Here is a 20,990-nt window from a genome sequence, read left to right on the forward strand (position 1 = left end):
AACGGTTCGATCCGGCGCATCTGCGCTTCGGTCAGCATCAGCAGGTCGGTCATGGCAGCATTCCTCCTGCAACCTTGAATCAACCCTTCACGCCTCGTGCAACCAATTAATAGGTCCTGACCCTAGCTCGGGGAGGGGGACCGCCGCGAAGCGGTGGTGGAGGGGGAGCGTTCGAACAACTCCCCCTCCGTCAGCCCTGACGGGCTGCCACCTCCCCGAGACAAGCTCGGGGAGGAACTGCATCAGCCGATCAGCGCTTCCGCGATCTGCACCGCGTTGAGCGCCGCGCCCTTGCGCAGGTTGTCGTTCGACAGGAACAGCGCGAGGCCGTTCTCCACGCCCGGATCCTTGCGCACGCGGCCGACGAAGACCGGATCCTTGCCGGTGGCCTCCAGCGGGTTGGGCACTTCGGTCACCACCACGCCCGGCGCGCTGCCCAGCAGTTCGAGCGCACGCTCGACGCTGACGGGACGCTCGAACTCGGCATTGATCGACAGCGAATGGCCGGTGAACACCGGCACGCGCACGCACGTACCCGAAACCGGCAGGCCCGGGATTTCGAGGATCTTGCGGCTCTCGTCGCGCAGCTTGATCTCTTCCTCGGTGTAGCCGTCCTCGGCATAGACGTAGTTCAGCGGGACGACGTTGTGCGCCATCGGCACCGCCCACTTCTTCGCCTCGGGCAGCAGCGGCGCGGTGTCACCGGCGGCGAGTTCGCGGGTACGGTCGCCGACGTGCTCGATCTGGCTGGCCAGCACCTCGATGCCTTCGAGACCGCCGCCCGACACCGCCTGGTAGGTCGAGACGATCAGGCGCTTAAGCCCCGCCTCGTCATGCAGCGGACGCAGCACCGGCATCGCCGCCATGGTGGTGCAGTTCGGGTTGGCGACGATGCCCTTGGGCAGGTTCGCCAGCGCATGCGGGTTCACTTCGGCGACGACCAGCGGCACCTCCGGGTCCGAACGGAAGGCCGACGAATTGTCGATCACGATGGCGCCCGCCGCAGCGGCCTTGGGCGCGAGTTCCTTGGCGGTCGAACCACCGGCCGAGAACAGCACGACGTCGAGCCCCGAGAAATCGGCGGTCGCCGCGTCCTCGACGACCACGCCGTCGATTGCCTTGCCCGCCGAACGGGCCGAGGCGAACAGGCGAAGCTGCGCGACGGGGAAATTGCGCTCGGCGAGGATCTCGCGGATCATCGAACCGACGAGCCCGGTCGCGCCGACGACGCCGACGTTGAGCTTCTGACCGGGGGTAAACTTAGCTGCCATGACCTATGCGTCTCCTACTTGGTAGTGGAGCAGCGCGAGGGTCTGGTGTCTTCGTTTGGAGAGCCCCGCGTGCCGTTAAGTGCGGGGTGGGTGCCGTTGAGTGCCGTTCAGTACCAGCACACCGACGCCCACCGCGCGGACGCGGTCGGTTTCGGGGTGGTAATAATGATCGGCTTCACGAACATGACCGCGCCACTAGCGGCAAGCGCGGGCGGTGTAAATGGAATTTATGTTGCGTGTGCAGCGGGGGCTTCGAAAGGCTGGACCTGACCCTTCGACAAGCTCAGGGTGAGCGGGGGTAGTGTAAACCTCCCGATCCCGCTCAGGCTGAGCTTGTCGAAGCCCCCCGCGTTTTACGCGGCCGCCCGCAGCCGCGCCAACGCCGCATCGCGCCCGATCAGCGGCAACAGGGCGCCCATGTCCGGCCCATGCTCCATACCCGTAAGCGACTGGCGCAAAGGCAGAAACAGCGCCTTACCCTTGCGCCCGGTGGCGTCCTTGAGCGTCCCGGTCAGCGCCTTCCAGATGCCCTCGCCCCACGCCAGCCCGGCCAGCATATCGGCAGCCTGCGCGCAATAGGCGCGGTCCTCATCGGACAATTCCGCCGCCGCCACCGGCCCGGTCACGACAGCCCACCAGTCGGCCGCATCGCCTACTTTCGCGAGGTTCGGGCGAATCGCTTCCCAAGCCGCCGCATCCATCCCCTCGGGCAGCCGCGCGGCCACGGCATCGAAGCCCATCGCATGGACCACAGCGGCGTTCACGCGCTCGAGTTCCACCTCGTCGAACCGCGCCGGAGCGCGGCCGAAGTGTGAAAGATCAAACACTTGCGCCAGCTCCTCCAGCCCCAGCGCCGCATCGACCGGATCGCTCGTCCCCAGCCGCCCGAGCAGCGCCACCAGCGCCTGCGGCTCGATCCCCGCCTCACGAAAATGCGCAGCCCCCAGCGAGCCGAGGCGCTTCGACAGCTTGCCCTCGGTCCCCACCAGCAGCGCCTCATGCGCGAACGCGGGCACCGCAGCCCCCAGCGCGGTGAACATCTGGACCTGCGCCGCCGTGTTGGAAACATGGTCCTCGCCGCGCAGGATGCTTGTCACGCCCATGGCTATATCGTCGATCACCGAGGGCAACATGTAGAGCCACGAGCCGTCGGCGCGGCGCACGACGGGATCGCTCATCTGCGCGGCGTCGAACTTCTGCGCCCCGCGCACGCCGTCGTCCCAGCCGATCGGCTCGGCGTGATCGAGCAGGAAGCGCCAGTGGGGCAGATCCCCGGCGGCGATCTTCGCGGCCTTTTCCTCGGCCGAAAGCTTCAGCGCCGCGCGGTCGTAGATCGGCGGAAGACCGCGCCCCAGCAGCACCTTGCGGCGCAAATCCAGTTCCTGCGGCGTCTCCCAGCACGGATAGACGCGACCTGCTGTCTCCAGCTTGGTAAACGCCTCCTCATAGATGGCGAAGCGCGCGGACTGGCGCTCCTCGCCCTCGAAGTTGAGGCCCAGCCATTCCAGATCGGCGCGGATCGCCTCGACGTATTCCTCCTTGGAACGCGCCGCGTCGGTATCGTCGATGCGCAGCAGGAAACGCCCGCCTGCCTGTTTCGCGAGCAGGAAGTTGTGCAGCGCCGTGCGGATGTTGCCGACGTGAAGGTGTCCGGTGGGCGAAGGAGCGAAGCGCGTGACGGTCATGGCGCCCGCGATTACGGGGCGGCGCGCCTCAGGTCAATTTCGGCCATCAAGTGCGGCGCGCGAAAGCCCACTTCGCCGCCAGCGCCGCGAAGCCCGCCAGCAGCCCCCAAAACGCCGAGCCGACGCCCAGCAGCGAGACGCCCGACGCCGTGGCGGCGAACGTCAGGATCGCGGCGTCGCGTTCGGACTTCTCGACCAGCATCTGCTCCACCGCGCCGGACAGCGGGGCGATCAGCGCGATCCCGGTCAGCGCCGCGATAGCAGAGGCGGGCATCGCCAGGAAGAACAGCACCAGCGGCGCGGAAAACAGTGCCAGCACAAGGTAGAAAGCCGCGTAGATGATGCCGACCACCCAGCGCCCTGCCGCGCTGGGGTGCGCGTCCGAACCGGTGCAGATCGCGGCCGTGATCGCCGCAAGGTTGACGCCGTGCGCGCCGAATGGTGCCAGCAGCAGCGTCGTCAGCCCGGTCCCCAGCAGCAGCGGGCGCGGCGCCGGTTCGTAGCCCGCAGAGCGCAGCACAACGAGGCCGGGAAGGTTCTGCGACACCAGCGTCACCAGGAACAGCGGCACGCCAACACTCATCACCGCGCGCCAGTCGAAAACCGGGGCGACCGGCTCCAGGCCGCCCAGCAGCGCGCCCTGCCCGCTTGCCGCCAGATCACCGCGCAGCAGCAGCACCGCGACGCCCGCGCCCAGCACCAGCAGCAGCGCATAGAGCGGCAGGCGCTGGCGGGCGATCACGAACACCGCCAGCAGCACGCAGACGAGCAGCGCATCGGCCTCCAGCGTGCGGAACAGTTGCAGGCAGAACGGCAGCAGCACCCCCGCCAGCATTGCCGAGGCGACCGACGCCGGAATGCGCTGCGCCGCCCTTCCGAGCACCGGCACCGCCGCCAGCACGCACATCATCACCGCCGCGGCAAGGAAAGCGCCGATCGCGACGGGCCATGCCACCGCGCCCGCGCTCGCCACCAGCAGCGCCGCGCCCGGCGTCGACCAAGCCAGCACCACCGGCATGCGCATCCGCCACGAAAGCAGCGCGCCGCACAGCGAAATACCCAGGCACAGCGCGGTCACCGCCGAGCCGACCTGGCCGGCATCGGCGCCTAGCCCCTGCATCGCGCGCACGATCAGCGCGACGGTGCCGCCGAACCCGACGAGCGCGGCGATGAAAGCGGAAGTCCAGGCGGAAAGAGGAGGCGTACGCAAGGGCATGCGCCGCGCTATGGCAGATTTATGCGGCGAGAAAAGCCCGGAGCACACCGCTTGCTGTCCGCTGATACATTTAATGCGATTGACTCGCAATACTATCGTATTTACCGGCGCGACAAATTCCAGCAACATACATGAGGGTCTCAATGCGCTCGCCCGTCCGGCACGCCCTGCTCGCCAGCACGCTTCTGCTCGCACCCGTCCTATGCGCGGCCACCGCGCAAGCCGATGAGGCCGCCGCACCCGCGGCCGACAGCACCATCGTCGTCACCGCCGGTCTCGAGCAGTCCAGTTCGGCCACTGCGCTGTCGCTGCCGGTGAAGGACACCCCGCAGTCGGTCACGATCATCGACCGCAAGCGCATCGAGGACTTCGCGATCACCAACGTGAACGACCTTCTCGAGCAGGCCGTGGGCGTGAACGTCGAGCGCGTCGAGACCGACCGCACCTACTTCTCCTCGCGCGGGTTCGATGTGTCGAACTTCCAGGTCGATGGCATCGGCCTGCCGCTCGCCTGGGGCATCCAGTTCGGCGACCTCGACACCGCCTTGTTCGACAACGTCGAGATCGTGCGCGGCGCCAACGCGATCATGACCGGCATCGGCAACCCCTCGGCCACCGTCAATTACGTGCGCAAGCGCCCCACCGACGACCTCAAGATCACCGGTTCCGCTCAGGTCGGCACCCGCGACTACTGGCGCGCCGAGGGCGACGTGAACGTGCCGCTGACCGACACGCTGGCGGTGCGCGCGATCTACGCGCACGAGGAGCGCGACACCCAACTGGCGTACAACCACGTCAACCGCGACGTCTACGGCGCCATCCTGCGCTGGCAGGCAACGCCCTCGCTGCGCGCGACCGTCGGCTATACCCGGCAGGAGAACGATGCCGACGGCGTGCTGTGGGGCGCGCTCCCGCTGGTCTACACCGACGGCACCCGCATCGACCTCAAGCGCTCGGCCACCACTTCGGCCGACTGGACCTACTGGAACACCAAGGACCAGAGCGTTTTCGGCGAACTGGTCTACGATTTCGGCGGCGGCTGGTCGGCCACCGGCATCGCCACCTACCGCCACTTCCAGGAAAACGCCAAGCTGCTCTACGCCTACGGCTACCCGGACCGTGAAACCGGCGAGGGCGTCTACGGCTCCGCCGGCATCTACCCTTCGGACTACAAGCAGTACCTCGGCGACGTCTACGTCTCCGGCCCGGTGCAGCTGCTCGGCCGCGAGCACAAGCTGGTGTTCGGCCTGTCGGTTTCGAAATCGGATGCGAACGAATACGAAGCCGCCTCCAACAGCGACATCGTGTTTCCCGCGCCGTCCGAATGGGGCAGCACGGCGATCGCCGAACCCACATATGACGACAGCTATCTCGCCGCTGCCTATACCGACCGCCTGACCCGCGTATACGGCGCCGCGCACCTCAACCTCACCGACCAGCTCAAGGCCGTCGTCGGTGCCAGCGCGATGTGGATCAAGTCGACCGGGTTCTCCTACGGCGCCGATCAGGGCCGCAAGGACAGCAAGGTCAGCCCCTACGTCGGCGCGGTCTACGACCTGACTTCCAACGTCTCGTTCTACGCCAGCTATACCGACATCTACAATCCGCAGGTCGAAGTCGGCAGCAACGGCGTGCGCCTCGATCCCGCCAAGGGCACCAGCCTGGAAGGCGGCATCAAGAGCACCTGGTTCGGCGGCAAGCTCTACGCCACCGCGGCGGTGTTCAAGGCCAAGCAGAAGGGCCTCGCCGAATATGCCGGCGACTTCGACGAGAACGGCTGCCCGGTGGGCGTGGACGACGCGGCGTGCAACGGCCGGGCCGGCGGCAGCTTCTACGAGCCCATGGACACGACCTCCAAGGGCTTCGAACTGGAACTGTCAGGCAACGTCACCCAGAACTGGACGCTGAGCGGCGGCTTCACCTACCTCGACGTCGAGGACGCCAATGGCGACGACACCCGCACCTGGATCCCGACCCGCTCGCTGAAGCTGGCGACGACCTACTCGGTGCCCGAACTCAACGACCTCAAGCTGGGCGCGCAGCTGCGCGTGCAGAACGCGACGAGCGCAGTGGTCAGCGACCTCGTCTATTACGGCGGCGCCGAGGGCGACGTGACGCTGAAGCAGAAGGGCTACGCGATCCTCGACCTGATGGCCGGCGCGCGCGTGGTCGATCACCTCAAGGCCAGCGTCAACGTGCGCAACGTGGGCAACGTGAAGTACCTCAACAGCCTCAAGTGGGGGCAGGCATTCTACGGCGCCGGCCGCACCGCCGTGCTGACGCTGAGCTTCGAATATTGACAGCTGCGAACCGGAGCGGGCGGTCAATGCCGTCCGCTTCGGTTCGCTCTCACATCGTCATTGCGAGCGCAGCGAAGCAATCCAGGGCCACGTAAACCGCTCTGGATTGCTTCGCTGCGCTCGCAATGACGAATGATGGCGGGGAAACGAAGGGTGCCCACATCTCGCCCGGCCTCATCCGCTGCGGAAGGCGTGGGTCACCGGATAGCGCCGGTCGCGGCCGAAGTTGCGCGCGGTCAGCTTTACCCCCGCAGGCGCCTGTCGCCGCTTGAATTCCGCGCGGTGCAGCAGCAGTTCGACATGCCGCACGACGCCGCGATCGAAGCCTTCGTTGGCGAGCTGGTCCACGCTCTTGTCGTGCTCCACCAGACCGATCAGGATCGGATCGAGCACGTCGTAAGGCGGCAGGCTGTCACTGTCGCGCTGGCCTTCGTAGAGTTCGGCGCTGGGCTCGCGCGTCAGCACGCCCTCGGGAATGACCGCGGCTGACGGCCCCAGCCCGATGCGCGGGGCGTTCCCGTTGCGCCAGCGGGCGAGCGCGTAGACAGTGCTCTTGTAGGCATCCCTCAGCGGGTTGTAGCCGCCCGCCATGGCGCCATAGACGGTGGCGTAGCCGACGCTCATCTCGCTCTTGTTCGCGGTGGCGAGCAGCATCGGGCCGAATTTGTTCGACAGTGCCATCAGCGCGGTGGCCCGCACCCGCGACTGCAGGTTCTCTTCGGTGAGATCGCGCTGGGTGCCTTCGAAGACCTCGCCCAGCATCGCGTCGAGCCCGTCCACCGCCGCGCCGATCGGCATCTCGGTATAGCGGATGCCCAGCGCACGCGCGCAGGCGGCGGCATCGCCCAGGCTCTGCGCACTGGTGAAGCGCGAGGGCAGCATCACCGCCCAGACCCGCTCCGCCCCCAGCGCATCGACCGCGACCGCCGCGCAGAGCGCCGAATCCACCCCGCCCGAGAGCCCCAGCACGACGCCGGGGAAGCCGCCCCGCGCCACGTAATCGCGCAAGGACAGGACCATGGCGCTGTAGACATCCTCGGGATGCTCGGCGGGGGCCTCCACGGTGCCGCGATCGCAGCGCCAGCCCTTGGCGGTCTTGGTCCAGCGGGTCTCGACGACCTGCTCCTCCCATTCGCGCAACTGCACCGCCAGCGTGCCGTCGCCGTTGACCGCGAAACTGCCGCCGTCGAAGACCAGCTCGTCCTGCCCGCCGACGCGGTTGAGATAGGCCAGCGGCAGCCCGGTATCAACCGCGCGGCGCTTGGCCACGCCCTCGATGCGCAGCGCTTCCTTGTTGATCTCGTAAGGACTGCCGTTGATCGAGAGGAGAATCTCCGCGCCGAAATCGGCCAGATGGCGGCAGACTTCATAGCGCCAGATATCCTCGCCCACCGGCACCCCGATCATGGTGCCGCGCAGGATCACCGGCTCGGGCAGCGGGCCAGGCTGGAACAGGCGCATCTCGTCGAAAGTGCCGTAGTTGGGCAGTTCATGCTTGAGCCGAACCGCCGCGACCTTGCCCTGATCCAGCAGCGCCACGCCGTTGTGCAGCGCACCATCGAGGACGAAGGCGGAACCCACCAGCATCGCCGGGCCGTCACGCCCGGTCGCCTCGGCCAGGAACTGGAGTTCGGCGGCGGCCCGCTCGATCAGCGCGGGCTTGAGAATCAGATCCTCGGGCGGGTAACCGATCAGGTGCAGTTCGGGAAAGACGACAAGGTCGCTGCCTTTAGCCGCCTCGCGCGCCTTGAGCATGCCTGCGGCATTGCCCGACACATCCCCCACCGACTGGTTGAGCTGCGCGAGGGTGATCTTCAGCGTATCGGCCATGGGCCGGTTGATGCCCCGCCCCCACAGGCAGTGCAAACAAAAACCCGCCCCGATGAACGGGGCGGGTCATGTGCCTCAACCGGGTACAAAAAACCCTCCCGGAAAGGAGGGCTTCATGTCCGTCGTGAAACGGACTTTCCGCATAATCCGGTATGGACCCGGAAACGGAAAGCGACGGGGGCCGGCGTACCTGGAGGCAGCCAAACCCCCGAGCCGATTAGATCGCCTCGGACGGAGCCTCGGTCGGAACGTCGGTGGCGTCACCGGTCATCAGCTCCTCGGGAGCGGTCTCAACCGAATCCGTGGTAGCTTCGGCGGCGGGCTCACCACCGCAAGCAGCGAGCGACAGTGCGGCAACCGACGCGAACGCGGCGAAAGCAATCTTCTTCATGCGAATCCCCTTGCATTGTTTGGCGCATAGGCCAACGCTTGCAGGCAAGCCTGCAGTGGCATTCTTTAGACGAGACAATGGTGCAACGCAAATAGGAATACGACAGGCGGAAATCCGCAGAATTCCTAGGGGTTGCACACATATAAAGATATCTTTATATGATCTCGCATGCGGATCGACCCTCTTCTGCGCGCTCTTTCGGAGCCGACGCGCCTGCGTATGCTGCGTCTGCTCGCGCATATGGAACTCGCCGTGGGGGAGCTTGCGCAAGTCCTCGGGCAGAGCCAGCCGCGCGTCTCGCGCCATATAAAGATTCTGTGCGACGCCGGGTTGGCCGAGCGGCGCAAGGAAGGCAGCTGGGTCTTCCTGAGAATCGCCGTGTCCGAACAGGGCGAATCGTCGCTCGGCACGGCGGCCGCGAATCTGCTCAACGTCGCCGAGCGTGACGACAGCCAGTTCGCCGCCCGCTGCGCCGAGGACCGCCGCCATCTCGCCGCGATCCGCGCCGGGCGCGAGGCGAGCGCCGAAGCCTACTTCGCCCGCCACGCCGCCGAATGGGACACACTGCGCCGTCTCCACGGCGCTGACGAGCCTGTCGAAGCCGCGCTCCTGCGCGCGCTGGGCGAGGAGACGATCGGCGGGTTGCTCGATGTCGGCACCGGCACCGGGCGCATGGCACAGCTTCTGTCCGCGCGCGCGGGGCGCGTGACGGCGCTCGACAAGAGCCCCGAGATGCTGCGCATCGCCCGTGCCCGGTTGCAGGACCTGCCCGCCGACAAGGTCGATCTGGTGCAAGGCGACTTCACCGCCCTGCCCTTCGCGCCCGACGCCTTCGACACCGTGCTGTTCCATCAGGTGCTGCACTTCGCGCAGGACCCCGCCGTCGTGCTGACCGAGGCCGCGCGCGTGCTGCGGCCGGGCGGGCGCATCGCCGTCGTCGACCTTGCCGCGCACGAGCGCGAGGAAATGCGCGAGCGCCATGCGCACGCCCGTCTCGGCTTTTCGGACGAGCAGATGCTCGCCCATCTCGCTTCCGCGGGCCTTACCCCGGCCGAGCCTGTGGCTCTGCCGGGCGACCCGCTCACCGTTAAAATCTGGACTGCGCGGCGCGATGGTGTAACCGCGCGCCCTGAAAACCGAGAGACCGTTTGATGACCGCTTCCCCACGCGCCGCAGAAGCCCCGATTTTCGCAGGGCTGCCCGGCGACATTTCCGTCTCCTTCGAATTCTTCCCGCCCAAGTCGGAGAAGATGGAGGAGCAGCTGTGGGACGCGATCACCCAGCTCGCCCCGCTCGACCCGGCCTTCGTGTCGGTAACCTATGGCGCGGGCGGCTCCACCCGAGAGCGCACCCACGCCACCGTCTCGCGGATCGTGAAGGAGACCGCGCTGGTCCCCGCCGCGCACCTCACCTGCGTCGCGGCCAGCAAGGGCGAGATCGACGAAGTGGTCGATCAATACTGGGAAGCGGGCGTGCGCCACATCGTCGCGCTGCGCGGCGATCCGCCGCCGTCGGACGGCGGCCGTTTCGTGCCCCATCCCGAAGGCTACGCCAGCGCCGCGCAGCTGGTCGAAGGCATCCGCAGGCGCCACGATTTCGAAGTCTCGGTCGCGGCCTATCCCGAAGTCCACCCCGAAGCGGTGAGCGCCGAGGCCGATCTCGACAACCTGAAGCGCAAGATCGACGCCGGCGCCACCCGCGCGATCACGCAGTTCTTCTTCTCGACCGACGCCTACTTCCGCTTCATGGACAAGGCGCTGGCGGCAGGCATCACCGTACCGATCCTGCCGGGCATCATGCCGGTCACCAGCTTCGCCGCGATCCGGCGCATGTCCGGCAACACCGAGATTCCCGGCTGGCTGGAGACGATGTTCGACGGCCTCGACGACCGCCCCGGCCCGCGCGCGCTGGTCGCCGCCGTCGCGGCGGCGGACTTGTGCAAGCGCCTCTACGAAGGCGGGTCACGCGATTTCCACTTCTACACCCTCAACCGCGCCGAGCAGGCTTACGCGATCTGCCAGCTTCTCGGCCTGCGTCCCGTCAAGGAACTTGTCGCATGAGCGTCCGTGAAACCTTCCTCGCCGAGGCGGCCAAGCGCATCCTCATCACCGACGGCGCGTTCGGCACCGAGATCCAGAACTGGAAGCTCTCGGAAGCCGACTACGCGGGCGACCTCGGCCTGTCCCACGACCAGAAGGGCAACAACGACATCCTCGCGCTGACCAAGCCCGAGGTGCCGGAGTCCATCCACCGCGCCTACTTCGAAGCCGGCGCGGACATCGCCGAGACCAACACCTTCTCCGCCAACCGCATCAGCCAGGCCGACTACGGCGCCGAGCATCTGGTTCGCGAGATCAACGTCGAATCGGCCAAGCTGGCCCGCCGCCTCGCCGACGAGTATCAGGCGAAGGATGCCGAAAAAGGTATTTGGCGCCCGCGCTTCGTGGCGGGCGCGATCGGGCCGACCAACAAGACCCTCTCGCTCAGCCCCGACGTCAACGATCCGGGCTACCGCGAGATCGACTGGGACACGCTGGTCCACGTCTACAAGGAACAGGCCGCGGCCCTCGTCGAAGGCGGCGCGGACTTCATCCTGATCGAGACGGTGTTCGACACCCTCAACGCCAAGGCGGGCGTCATGGCCGTGCGCCAGCTGGAAGCCGAACTCGGCCGTGAAGTGCCGATCATGCTGTCGATGACGCTGACCGACCTTTCGGGCCGCAACCTCTCGGGCCACACGGTCGAGGCGTTCTGGCACGCGGTGCGCCATGCCAAGCCGGTGACCATCGGCCTCAACTGCTCGTTCGGCGCCACGCAGCTGCGCCCGCACGTGAAGACGCTGTCGGAAATCGCCGACACGCTCATCATGATCTACCCCAACGCGGGCCTGCCCAACGAACTGGGCGCCTACGACGAGATGCCGGACACCACGGCGGGCTTCGTCGGCGAGTGGGCGATCGCGGGTCAGGTCAACGTGCTGGGCGGCTGCTGCGGCTCGACCCCGGCGCATATCAAGGCCATCGCCGACAAGGTAACCGGCATGGCGCCGCGCCATCTGCCCGAACTGGAACCGATGACGCGCCTCGCGGGCCTCGAACCCTTCACCATGGCTTCGTAATGGATTCGCTGCCGATCTGGCGCCTGCGTCCGGCCGGGCCGGACGACGCCGACGCGCTTGCCCTTGTCGGCGCAGCGACGTTCCTCGAAAGCTTTGCCGGGCTGATCGACGGGGCGGGCCTTGTCGCGCACTGTGCCAAGCAGCATTCGGCCGATGCCTACCGCGCCTATTTCGCCAAGGGCGCGAAGGCGTGGCTGGCGGAGATCGAGCCCGGCGGCGCCCCGGTGGGCTATGCGCTGCTGTGCGAGCCCGAGATCGAGCATGCGCAGCCCGGCGACATCGAGCTGAAGCGCATCTACCTGCTCTCGCGCTTCCAGGGTTCGCCGATCGCCAGTTCGCTGATGCAGGCCGTGATTGCCGCAGCGGCGGGGGCGACGCGCCTGCTGCTGGGCGTCAAGGACGATAACCACCGCGCCTTCTCCTTCTATGCCAAGCACGGCTTCGAGACGATCGGCACCCGCCGTTTCGACGTGGGCGGCAAGACCTACGATGACTTCGTGCTGGCACGGGTGCTCTAAGACCATGCACCCTACCTTCGTCATTGCGAGCGCACCAACGTCACCGGCTCCGCGAAGTTCAAGAAGCTGGTCATGGCCGGCGACTATCCCGCCGCCGTCGAAGTCGCCCGCCAGCAGGTGGAGAACGGCGCACAGGTCATCGACGTCAACATGGACGAGGGCCTGCTCGACGCCGTCGAGGCGATGACCACCTACCTCAAGCTGATCGCCGCCGAGCCGGACATCGCCCGCGTGCCGGTGATGGTCGACAGCTCCAAGTGGGAGGTGATCGAGGCGGGGCTGAAGTGCGTGTCGGGCAAGCCGATCGTCAATTCCATCTCGATGAAGGAAGGCATCGAGCCGTTCCTGGAACATGCGCGCAAGTGCATGGCCTACGGCGCCGCCGTGGTCGTCATGGCCTTCGACGAGACCGGCCAGGCCGACACCAAGGAGCGCAAGATCGAAATCTGCGAGCGCGCCTACAAGCTGCTCGTCGGCATCGGTTTCCCGCCCGAGGACATCATCTTCGACCCCAACGTCTTCGCCGTCGCCACCGGCATCGAGGAGCATGACCGCTACGGCCTCGACTTCATCGAGGCAGTGGCGGAAATCCGCGCGCGCTGCCCGCACGTCCACTTCTCGGGCGGCCTGTCGAACCTCTCGTTCAGCTTCCGCGGCAACGAGACGGTGCGCCGCGCGATGCACTCGATATTCCTCTACCACGCGATCCCGGCGGGCCTGGACATGGCGATCGTCAACGCGGGCCAGCTCGACGTCTACGACCAGATCGACCCGGCGCTGCGCGAGGCCTGCGAAGACGTCATCATGATGCGTCGCCCCGGCGTGGGCGAAGACGGCAAGACCTCCACCGAACGCCTCATCGAACTGGCCGAGAGCTACAAGGGCAAGGACACCGTCGCCGAAAAGGCCGCCGAGGAATGGCGCGGCTGGGACGTCACCAAGCGCATCGAACACGCGCTGGTGCGCGGCATCGACGCTTACGTGGTGGAAGACACCGAGGAAGCCCGCGCCGCCATCGCCGCTGCCGGTGGCCGCCCGATCGAGGTGATCGAAGGCCCGCTGATGGGCGGCATGAACGTGGTCGGCGACCTGTTCGGCAGCGGCAAGATGTTCCTCCCGCAGGTGGTCAAATCCGCGCGCGTGATGAAGAAGGCGGTCGCTCACCTCATCCCGTTCATCGAGGCGGAAAAGGACGCCAAGTCCAAGGCGAAGGGGCGCATCATCATGGCCACCGTCAAGGGCGACGTCCACGATATCGGCAAGAACATCGTCGGCGTCGTGCTCCAGTGCAACGGCTACGAAGTGATCGACCTCGGCGTCATGGTGCCGTGGTCGAAGATTCTCGAATCGGCGAACGAGAACGAGGCCGACATCATCGGCCTGTCGGGCCTCATCACCCCCTCATTGGACGAGATGGTGACCGTGGCCGAGGAAATGCAGCGCGCCGAGATGAACATCCCGCTGCTGATCGGCGGCGCCACCACGTCGAAGGTCCATACCGCGCTGCGCATCGACCCGGCCTATGGCGGCACGGTGGTCCACGTGCTCGACGCCAGCCGCGCGGTGGGCGTCGCCTCGCAGCTGTTGTCCGACACGCAGGCGGAGGGCTTCAAGTCCTCGGTCGCGATCGACTACGAGAAGGTCCGCGAGGCCCGCGCCAACAAGGGCCAGAGCGACCTGCTGCCGCTGGCCGAGGCGCGCGCCAACGCCTTCCCCACCGACTTCGCCCAGAAGCCCGCCGCGCCCGCACAGCCGGGCCTGCATGTGTTCGAGGAGTGGGACCTCAAGGATCTGGTCGAGACCTTCGACTGGACCCCGTTCTTCCGCGCCTGGGAGCTGGCGGGCAACTACCCCGCGATCCTGACCGACGAGGTCGTGGGCGAAAGCGCCACCAGCCTGTTCGCCGATGCGCAGGCGATGCTGGCGAAGATCATCGAGGAAAAGTGGCTGACCGCGCGCGGCGTCTGCGCTTTCTGGCCCGCGCATTCCGAGGGCGACGACATCCTTCTCGATGACGGTACCCGCCTGCCCATGCTGCGCCAGCAGTTCAAGAAGTCGCGCGGCCGCGCCAACTTCTGCCTGTCCGACTTCATCGATCCGGCGGGCGACTGGCTCGGCGGTTTCGCCGTCGGCATCCACGGCATCGAACCGCATCTGGAGCGCTTCAAGGCCGCGCACGACGACTATTCGGACATCCTGCTGAAAGCGCTGGCCGACCGCTTCGCCGAAGCCTTCGCCGAGCGCCTCCACGCCCATGTCCGCACGACCCTGTGGGGCTATGCGCCGGACGAGCAGTTCACCAACGAAGCCCTGATCCGCGAGGAATATCGCGGCATCCGGCCGGCGCCGGGCTACCCGGCCTGCCCCGACCATTCGCTCAAGCCCATCCTGTTCGACCTGCTGAAGGCGCAGGACAACGCCGGCATCGTCCTGACCGAAAGCCAGGCGATGCTGCCGACGGCGGCGGTCTCGGGCTTCTACTTCGCGCACCCCGAGAGCCAGTATTTCGGCGTCGCCCGCATCGGCCGCGACCAGTTGGAGGACTATGCCGTGCGCCGCGATGTCGATCTGCAGACCGCCGAACGCTGGCTGCGCCCGAACCTGGACTGAGATCAGCCCGCCTGCCCCGCGCGCCACAGCGCGCGGTGGCGCAGGTAGGCCTCGCCGACACTCGCCCCGGCCGCAAGCGCCAGCACGCCAAGCGCGGCATCCAGCCCGTGCCGCGCCAGTTCGTCGATGGCGGGCGCATTGTCCTGTCCCAGTTCGCGCGCGAGCATTTTCAGGACATGTGCCTTCTCGGCGAACTCCATCTCGCTCAGCCAAGCCGCTCGCGCATCGTCGTATTTCACGAAAACATCCTGCATCTGGCAACCCATCGTCGTTCTTTCCGATCCTGAACGCTGCCACCCACCCCGGGTCCGAATCTCGCGGAATCGTCGATTCCCTGAAAACGTTTGCAGCACCGCTCGGATACCAGCCGGTGGCCGAAGCAAGCGCTACACCGGGACTAAGGACATCCCCGAACTGACCAAAAGTCTTATTCGCACTTGCAACATAGCCCGGGGCCGATAACCCTGCTGCCATGACCACAGCACGCATCACCGGCCGCACGCTCGTCTACGACGGCTGGTACAAGTTCTTCCGCATCGAAGTGGAAATGCCCGACGGCAAGCGGGTCGAGCGCCACCTGCTCGATAACGGCTCCGCCGTCGCGGTGCTGCCCTATGACCCTGTCAGACGCGTGTGCATGCTGATCGACCAGCCGCGCGCGGGGGTGCTGGCCGCGGGCGAACCGCCGTTGCTGGAAGCCATCGCCGGCAATCTCGATGGCGCCTCTCCCGAAGAACGCATCGTCGAAGAGGCTTTCGAGGAAGGCGGCCTGAGGATCGACGGGCTGGAGGCGATCACGAACATGTGGTCGCTATGCCCGGTCTCGACCGAGCGGGTGCAGCTCTATCTTGCCCGCTACGCCAGCGAGGACCGCATCGGCGAAGGCGGCGGCGCGCATGGGGAAGACGAGAACATCACGGTTCACGAAATCTCGCTGGAAGACCTGCGCGACCATGCGCTCTCGGGCAGGCTGACTGACGCCAAGACACTGATCCTGGCGCAGGCGCTGCTGATCAGACATCCGGAATTATGGGCGATCCCAAGTTAAATTGGCGAAAACCTGCTGTCCGAGGTTTCCCCCCTGCCCCTGCCTCTGTCATAACGGCCGCCGTGAACGACGACGACTGGCCCTTCGAGACGACCTTCTACGGCGAACCCGACGCCGACATGCTGGACCCCTACGCGCCGGAGGTGGACTGGACGCCCGCGCCCCCGCCCACCGGCGAGGCGGTGTCGAAGGCGCTGCACGACGTGTTCGGCTTCTCCGGCTTTCGCGGCGTGCAGGACCAGGTCGTGGACCGCGTGCTCCACGGCCAGTCCACGCTGGCGATCATGCCCACCGGCGCGGGCAAGTCGCTGACCTACCAGCTTCCCGCCGTGATGCTGCAGGGCACGTGCGTGGTCGTCTCCCCGCTCATCGCGCTGATGCACGACCAGCTGCGCTCGGCCCGCGCCAACGGCATCCGCGCCGCCACGCTGACCAGCGCCGACACCGATCGCGGCGCGACGATGGACGCCTTCCGCGCGGGCGAGCTGGACCTGCTCTACATCGCCCCCGAACGCGCCAGCCAGTCGCATTTCCGCGAGTTGCTGCAGTCCGCCCGCGTCGGCCTGTTCGCGATCGACGAGGCGCACTGCGTCTCCGAATGGGGCCACGACTTCCGCCCCGACTACCGCCTGCTGCGCCCGCTGCTGGATGCCTTCCCGCAAGTCCCGCGCCTGGCGCTGACGGCGACGGCGGACAACCACACCCGCAAGGACATCCTCGCCCAGCTCGGCATTCCCGACGAGGGGCTGATCGTGGCGGGGTTCGACCGTCCGAACATCCGCTACACCATCCGCCCGCGCGAAACCGTGGGCCGCCAGCTGAAAGCGGTGCTCGACGAGAACCCCGGCCCCGGCATCATCTACGCCCCCACCCGCGCGCGCGTGGAGCAGCTGGCCGAGAGCCTCGCGCGCGACACCGGCCGCCGGGTGCTGCCCTATCACGCCGGCCTCGCACCCGAAGTGCGCGCGCGCAACCAGGCGGCCTTCGTGGCGTCCGAGGACATGGTGATGGTCGCCACGGTCGCTTTCGGCATGGGCATCGACAAACCCGACGTACGCTTCGTCGCCCACGCCGGCATCCCCAAGTCGATCGAGGGCTACTATCAGGAAACCGGCCGCGCCGGGCGCGATGGCGATCCTTCGGTGGCGGTGATGCTGTGGGGGGCGGACGACTTCGCCCGCGCCCGCCAGCGCCTGTCCGAGATCGAGCCGCACCGCCTGCAGAGCGAGCGCCAGCGCCTCGATTCGCTGGCCGGTCTGGTCGAAACGGCAGATTGCCGCCGCGCCGTGCTGCTGCGCCATTTCGGCGAGACCCCGGCGCCGACTTGCGGCAATTGCGACAACTGCCTCGAACCGGTGGGCGTGGTCGACGTGACCGATCTGGCGCGAAAGCTGCTCTCGGCGGTTTACCGCACCGGGCAGTCCTATGGGCTGGGCCATCTGGAAAAGGTGCTGACCGGCGTGTCCGACGACCGCGTGCTGCAGCGCGGGCACGATCAGCTTTCGGTGTTCGGCATCCTGACCGAGGACGAGAAGCCGCTGCTCAAGGCCCTCGCCCGCGCCCTGCAGGCACGCGGCAGCCTGACCGCGACCGAGCACGGCGGCCTCGCGCTGGGCGGCGACGCGCGCGACATCCTCAAGGGCGAGGCGGCGGTGGCGATCGTCATTCCGCCCAAGCCGGAGCGCAAGCGCAAGTCGTCGCGCGGCGGCGATACCGGCGCGAACCCGGTGGGCGATCCGCTGTTCGAGGCGCTGCGCAACTTGCGCCGCGATCTGGCGAAGGAGGCCGGGGTGCCGCCTTACGTCATCTTCCACGATTCCACGCTGCGCGAGATGGCGACGGCGCGGCCGGCCTCACTGGCCGAACTGGGCTCGATCGGCGGCGTCGGCACGCGCAAGCTGGAAGCCTACGGCGAGGCGTTCCTGGACGCGATACGGCAGAATTGAGAGGGAGCGGATAGCCGTCATCCCGGCGCATGCCGGGACCGTGGGCAAATCTTAAGGCGATAGCTGTCGCCAAGGCGCCTTGACGAGAAGGCGCGCCTAAAGACGGCCCACGGTCCCGGCATGCGCCGGGATGACGGGTTCTGCTACCCACCCTCACCCGCAAAGGTCACCGGCACCGCCAGCAGGAACGGCAGCTCCGGCGAGGCGATGCGCGATTCGGTGCCGTTGGCATGGATCAGCACCACGCGCCCTACGCCCGGCGTAGCCACCACTGCCGAGACCGAATCGACCCATTCGTGCAGCACCGCCCGCGCGCGCGCCAGCGCCTCCGCCTCGCGCGTGGTGGTGCCGGAGGCTTCCAGCTCGGCTTCGAGATCGACGACGCGCGCGGTGGCCTCATCGATGCGGTCGGCGTTCTGGTCGGTCATCGCGGGTCTCCTTGCCGGGAAAGCCCAGCTGGAAACCCGCTCAGGCCCCGGGTCAAGTCCGGGGCCCCGGTTACCGTCAGAGCGGATTGTCGAGCTGGATGATCGCCTCGTCGCTGGCGCGCTGGGTGGTCTTGAGCTGGCGCGCGGCCTTGAAGCTGGTCAGCACCGGCGCGTCACGCTCGTAGATGTCGTTGAACGGCTGCAGCGTCCCGTCGATCGAGCGGGCGAAAGTGAAATAAGTGAGGTAGACCGGGAAGGTCCGCGTCATCTGCACTTTCTTGTACTCGCCCGCGCGCGACAGTTCGGCGGCGTCGGCGGCGGGCATCTGCGCGCCCAGGATCGCCATCGTCATGCCCAGTTCCACCGCGCGCTCGGTGCGGATGCAGCCATGACTGAAGGCGCGCACGTCGGCGTTGAAATAAGACTTGGAGGGCGTGTCGTGCAGGTAGATCGCGTGCGGGTTGGGCATGTCGATCTTCATCAGGCCCAGCGCGTTGTTCGGTCCCGGTTGCTGGACGACGGTGATCATGCCGTTCTCGGCCTTGTAGCCCTTGTAGCCGTTGGCGGCGGCCCACTTGGGGTTGTTCATGACCTTGACGCCGAGGCCCTCGCCCTTGACGATAGACTGCGGCACCGTCCAGGTCGGGTTGAACACGACCGCGCTGACCGTCTCGGCCAGCTGCGGGGTGGCGGTGCGGCCGGGCTTGCCCACCACGGTCTTGTAGGTGCGCAGGATCTTGTTCTTGACCACCAGACGCAGCTGGAATTCGGGCACGTTGGTCATCAGGTAGACGGTGCCGAGATCGCGGGCGAGCCAGCGCCAGCGGTCCATGTTGGCCTGGATCAGCGCGCGGCGCTCCTTCTGCGCCATCGGCGTGGCGTTGAGGGCATCGCGCAGCGCGGCATAGTCCGGGTTGGTCGGCGCGAGCTTGGCCACCACGCCGGGCACGTCGTGCTCCGACAAAGCCTGCGCCATAATCTGCTGGGTGGGCATGGCGTCCTGATCGGGATCGACCGCGAACCACTGGACGCGCGCGGGCATCGGCGTGCGGCCGTCGCGCAAGTCCTCGATGAGCCAGGCGAAGACGCGGCTGGCGAGGGCATCGAGCGCATCGCCCTCGCCCTTGGCGATCGCGGCCTTGAGCGCGGCGGGCTGGTAGTCGGCCGGGATCAGGCCTTCCTTGCCGATGTAGCCGATCGTGGTGAGCAGCGCCTGCGCATCCGACACCGTCCACGGCATCACCGGTTCGGTGATGGTGACTTCCTGCACCACGGGCGAGGAGATGGCGGGCGCCTGCACCGGTGTGGCAGTGGGCACAGCGGTCGGCGTGGTGCCGGGCAGCGGCGGCGCGATGCGGCGCGGGGCCGCGGGCGTGCCGGAAGCCGTGCCGGTGGCCGGAGCGGTCGGCGTCGCCGTCGTGGGAGGCAGCAGGTCCTCCGGCATCTGGGTCTTGATCTTCTGGGCCTGCGCCGCCTGTGCACCCGCCATCTGTACACCCAGGGCAAGCACCACCGCCGCAGAGACGCCGCCGGAACCGAACCGCTTGAAACTCACCATATTGCCTAGAAACCTGCCCGAATGGAGACCTTGGGGGGATGACGCGCGGCACGCTCCAAGGTTGCCGCCACGCGCCTAGATGTGCCCTTTTACGCACCCTTCTTCAAGGATGCGACCTGTCCATGCGATGAATTGCTTGCGCACAACCTTGTGCCGGGCGAGAGGCGCAGGCGCCATGTCCGCCACGTCCGCCCGCCCTTCCGCCCTGTTTCCGGTCCTTGCCGTCGTGGCGGGGATCGCGGCGTTCAGCGTGATGGACGCGGCGATGAAGGCCGCCTCGCTAGTGCTGGGCGTGGGCACCGCGCTACTGCTGCGCAACCTGCTGGGCACCCTCATGACGATCCCGCTGTGGCTGGCGAAGGGACGCCCGGCGCCGACCCGCAAGGTGGCACTGTTCCACTTCCAGCGCTCGTGCGTGACCTCGGTGATGGCGGCGCTTTTCTTCTACGGCCTCGTGCGCATCCCGATGGCCGAGGGCATGGCGATCTCGTTCTTCGCGCCGATCATCGCGCTCTATTTCGCCGCTCTCCTGCTGGGCGAGACGATCCGGCCGCGCGCGATCCTCGCGGCGCTGCTCGGCCTCGTCGGCATGGTGGTGATCGGCGCGGACCGCTTCGGAGCGGGGGAATACGGCGCCGAGGCGATCAAGGGCACCGCGGCGATCGTGCTCTCCGCCGTGTTCTATGCGCTCAACCTCGTGATGCAGCGCAAGCAGGCGCTGCTGGCCGGGCCGGTGGAGATCGCGCTGTTCCAGAACCTGGGCGTGACCGTGCTGTTCGCGCTGTTCGCGCCGCTGTACTGGACCGTGCCCGACACCGTCAGCCTGCTGTGGACCGTGCTGGGCGCCGCGCTCGCCACCACCGCGCTGCTGTTCCTGTCCTGGGGCTATGCGCGGGCCGAGGCGCAAGTGCTGGTACCGGTCGAGTACACCGGGTTCCTGTGGGCCGCACTGATGGGCTGGCTGGTGTTCGGCGAGGCGCTCGGGCCCGGGCTTGTCGCGGGTGCGGCATTGATCGTCGTCGGTTGCTGGATCGGCACCCACCGGAACCAAAACAACACCTAAGTCTAGGG

At 67.4% G+C, this 20,990-nt stretch carries 16 protein-coding genes and 1 pseudogene; 9 read left to right on the plus strand and 8 right to left on the minus strand.

All coding sequences use genetic code 11. The annotated features are described in order from the left end of the window. Positions 1–242 precede the first annotated feature (242 nt). The 3 genes from V2S85_RS24000 to V2S85_RS24010 all read right to left on the minus strand — a co-directional run bounded on the left by V2S85_RS24000 (position 243) and on the right by V2S85_RS24010 (position 4,172). Positions 243–1,271, minus strand: a complete 1,029-nt coding sequence (locus V2S85_RS24000; protein ID WP_330705321.1) for an aspartate-semialdehyde dehydrogenase — start codon at positions 1,269–1,271, stop codon at positions 243–245. A gap of 353 nt (positions 1,272–1,624) precedes the next feature. Further along, positions 1,625–2,956, minus strand: coding sequence for a glutamate--tRNA ligase (gene gltX / locus V2S85_RS24005; RefSeq protein ID WP_330705322.1), 1,332 nt, complete (start codon positions 2,954–2,956; stop codon positions 1,625–1,627). Positions 2,957–3,002: 46 nt separating this feature from the next. Next, positions 3,003–4,172 carry a benzoate/H(+) symporter BenE family transporter gene (locus V2S85_RS24010; RefSeq protein ID WP_330705323.1) on the minus strand — a complete coding sequence of 390 codons (1,170 nt, stop codon included), beginning with the start codon at positions 4,170–4,172 and terminating at the stop codon, positions 3,003–3,005. Between the two features lie 143 nt (positions 4,173–4,315). Between V2S85_RS24010 and V2S85_RS24015 the strand changes: the two genes are divergently transcribed. After that, complete coding sequence (locus V2S85_RS24015) at positions 4,316–6,472, plus strand: TonB-dependent siderophore receptor (RefSeq protein WP_330705324.1); 2,157 nt, start codon at positions 4,316–4,318, stop codon at positions 6,470–6,472. Positions 6,473–6,646: 174 nt separating this feature from the next. Here the strand turns inward: V2S85_RS24015 and V2S85_RS24020 are convergent, their stop codons facing one another. Beyond that, the gene (locus V2S85_RS24020) at positions 6,647–8,302 is read right to left on the minus strand and encodes an NAD+ synthase (RefSeq protein WP_330705325.1); all 1,656 of its coding nucleotides are present in this window, start codon (positions 8,300–8,302) and stop codon (positions 6,647–6,649) included. A 217-nt stretch (positions 8,303–8,519) separates the two neighbouring features. Continuing rightward, positions 8,520–8,693, minus strand: a complete 174-nt coding sequence (locus tag V2S85_RS24025) for a hypothetical protein (RefSeq protein ID WP_330705326.1) — start codon at positions 8,691–8,693, stop codon at positions 8,520–8,522. Positions 8,694–8,861: 168 nt separating this feature from the next. Between V2S85_RS24025 and V2S85_RS24030 the strand changes: the two genes are divergently transcribed. From V2S85_RS24030 to metH, 5 genes and pseudogenes are all read left to right on the plus strand, one after another. Continuing rightward, positions 8,862–9,845 carry an ArsR/SmtB family transcription factor gene (locus V2S85_RS24030; RefSeq protein ID WP_008833154.1) on the plus strand — a complete coding sequence of 328 codons (984 nt, stop codon included), beginning with the start codon at positions 8,862–8,864 and terminating at the stop codon, positions 9,843–9,845. Next, positions 9,845–10,753: a methylenetetrahydrofolate reductase [NAD(P)H] gene (metF, locus tag V2S85_RS24035; RefSeq protein WP_330705327.1), complete on the plus strand. Its 909-nt coding sequence runs from the start codon at positions 9,845–9,847 to the stop codon at positions 10,751–10,753. The genes V2S85_RS24030 and metF overlap by 1 nt, the downstream gene beginning before the upstream one ends. Continuing rightward, on the plus strand, positions 10,750–11,811 hold the full coding sequence (locus tag V2S85_RS24040; RefSeq protein WP_330705328.1) for a homocysteine S-methyltransferase family protein: 1,062 nt from the start codon (positions 10,750–10,752) through the stop codon (positions 11,809–11,811). Before metF ends, V2S85_RS24040 begins: the two co-directional genes overlap by 4 nt. Further along, the gene (locus V2S85_RS24045; RefSeq protein ID WP_330705329.1) at positions 11,811–12,329 is read left to right on the plus strand and encodes a GNAT family N-acetyltransferase; all 519 of its coding nucleotides are present in this window, start codon (positions 11,811–11,813) and stop codon (positions 12,327–12,329) included. Before V2S85_RS24040 ends, V2S85_RS24045 begins: the two co-directional genes overlap by 1 nt. 27 nt (positions 12,330–12,356) lie before the next feature. After that, positions 12,357–14,939, plus strand: a pseudogene (gene metH, locus V2S85_RS24050) (methionine synthase); the annotation flags it as partial. 2 nt (positions 14,940–14,941) lie between these two features. On the opposite strand, the gene V2S85_RS24055 reads toward metH, so the two are convergent. Next, positions 14,942–15,178, minus strand: a complete 237-nt coding sequence (locus V2S85_RS24055) for a hypothetical protein (protein ID WP_330705330.1) — start codon at positions 15,176–15,178, stop codon at positions 14,942–14,944. Positions 15,179–15,411: 233 nt separating this feature from the next. Between V2S85_RS24055 and V2S85_RS24060 the strand changes: the two genes are divergently transcribed. Beyond that, a complete protein-coding gene (locus V2S85_RS24060; protein ID WP_330705331.1) occupies positions 15,412–15,987 on the plus strand; it encodes an NUDIX hydrolase in 576 nt (191 codons plus the stop codon). Between the two features lie 62 nt (positions 15,988–16,049). Next, complete coding sequence (gene recQ / locus V2S85_RS24065) at positions 16,050–17,933, plus strand: DNA helicase RecQ (RefSeq protein ID WP_330705332.1); 1,884 nt, start codon at positions 16,050–16,052, stop codon at positions 17,931–17,933. Between the two features lie 143 nt (positions 17,934–18,076). Here the strand turns inward: recQ and V2S85_RS24070 are convergent, their stop codons facing one another. Both V2S85_RS24070 and V2S85_RS24075 read right to left on the minus strand, forming a co-directional pair. Next, positions 18,077–18,361, minus strand: a complete 285-nt coding sequence (locus tag V2S85_RS24070; RefSeq protein WP_330705333.1) for a hypothetical protein — start codon at positions 18,359–18,361, stop codon at positions 18,077–18,079. Positions 18,362–18,437: 76 nt separating this feature from the next. Continuing rightward, positions 18,438–19,919 carry a L,D-transpeptidase family protein gene (locus tag V2S85_RS24075; protein ID WP_330705334.1) on the minus strand — a complete coding sequence of 494 codons (1,482 nt, stop codon included), beginning with the start codon at positions 19,917–19,919 and terminating at the stop codon, positions 18,438–18,440. Between the two features lie 175 nt (positions 19,920–20,094). Between V2S85_RS24075 and V2S85_RS24080 the strand changes: the two genes are divergently transcribed. Beyond that, positions 20,095–20,982: a DMT family transporter gene (locus V2S85_RS24080; protein WP_330705335.1), complete on the plus strand. Its 888-nt coding sequence runs from the start codon at positions 20,095–20,097 to the stop codon at positions 20,980–20,982. Positions 20,983–20,990 lie beyond the last annotated feature (8 nt).

It is taken from the genome of Novosphingobium resinovorum, from assembly GCF_036352595.1.
Taxonomy (GTDB): domain Bacteria; phylum Pseudomonadota; class Alphaproteobacteria; order Sphingomonadales; family Sphingomonadaceae; genus Novosphingobium; species Novosphingobium resinovorum_B.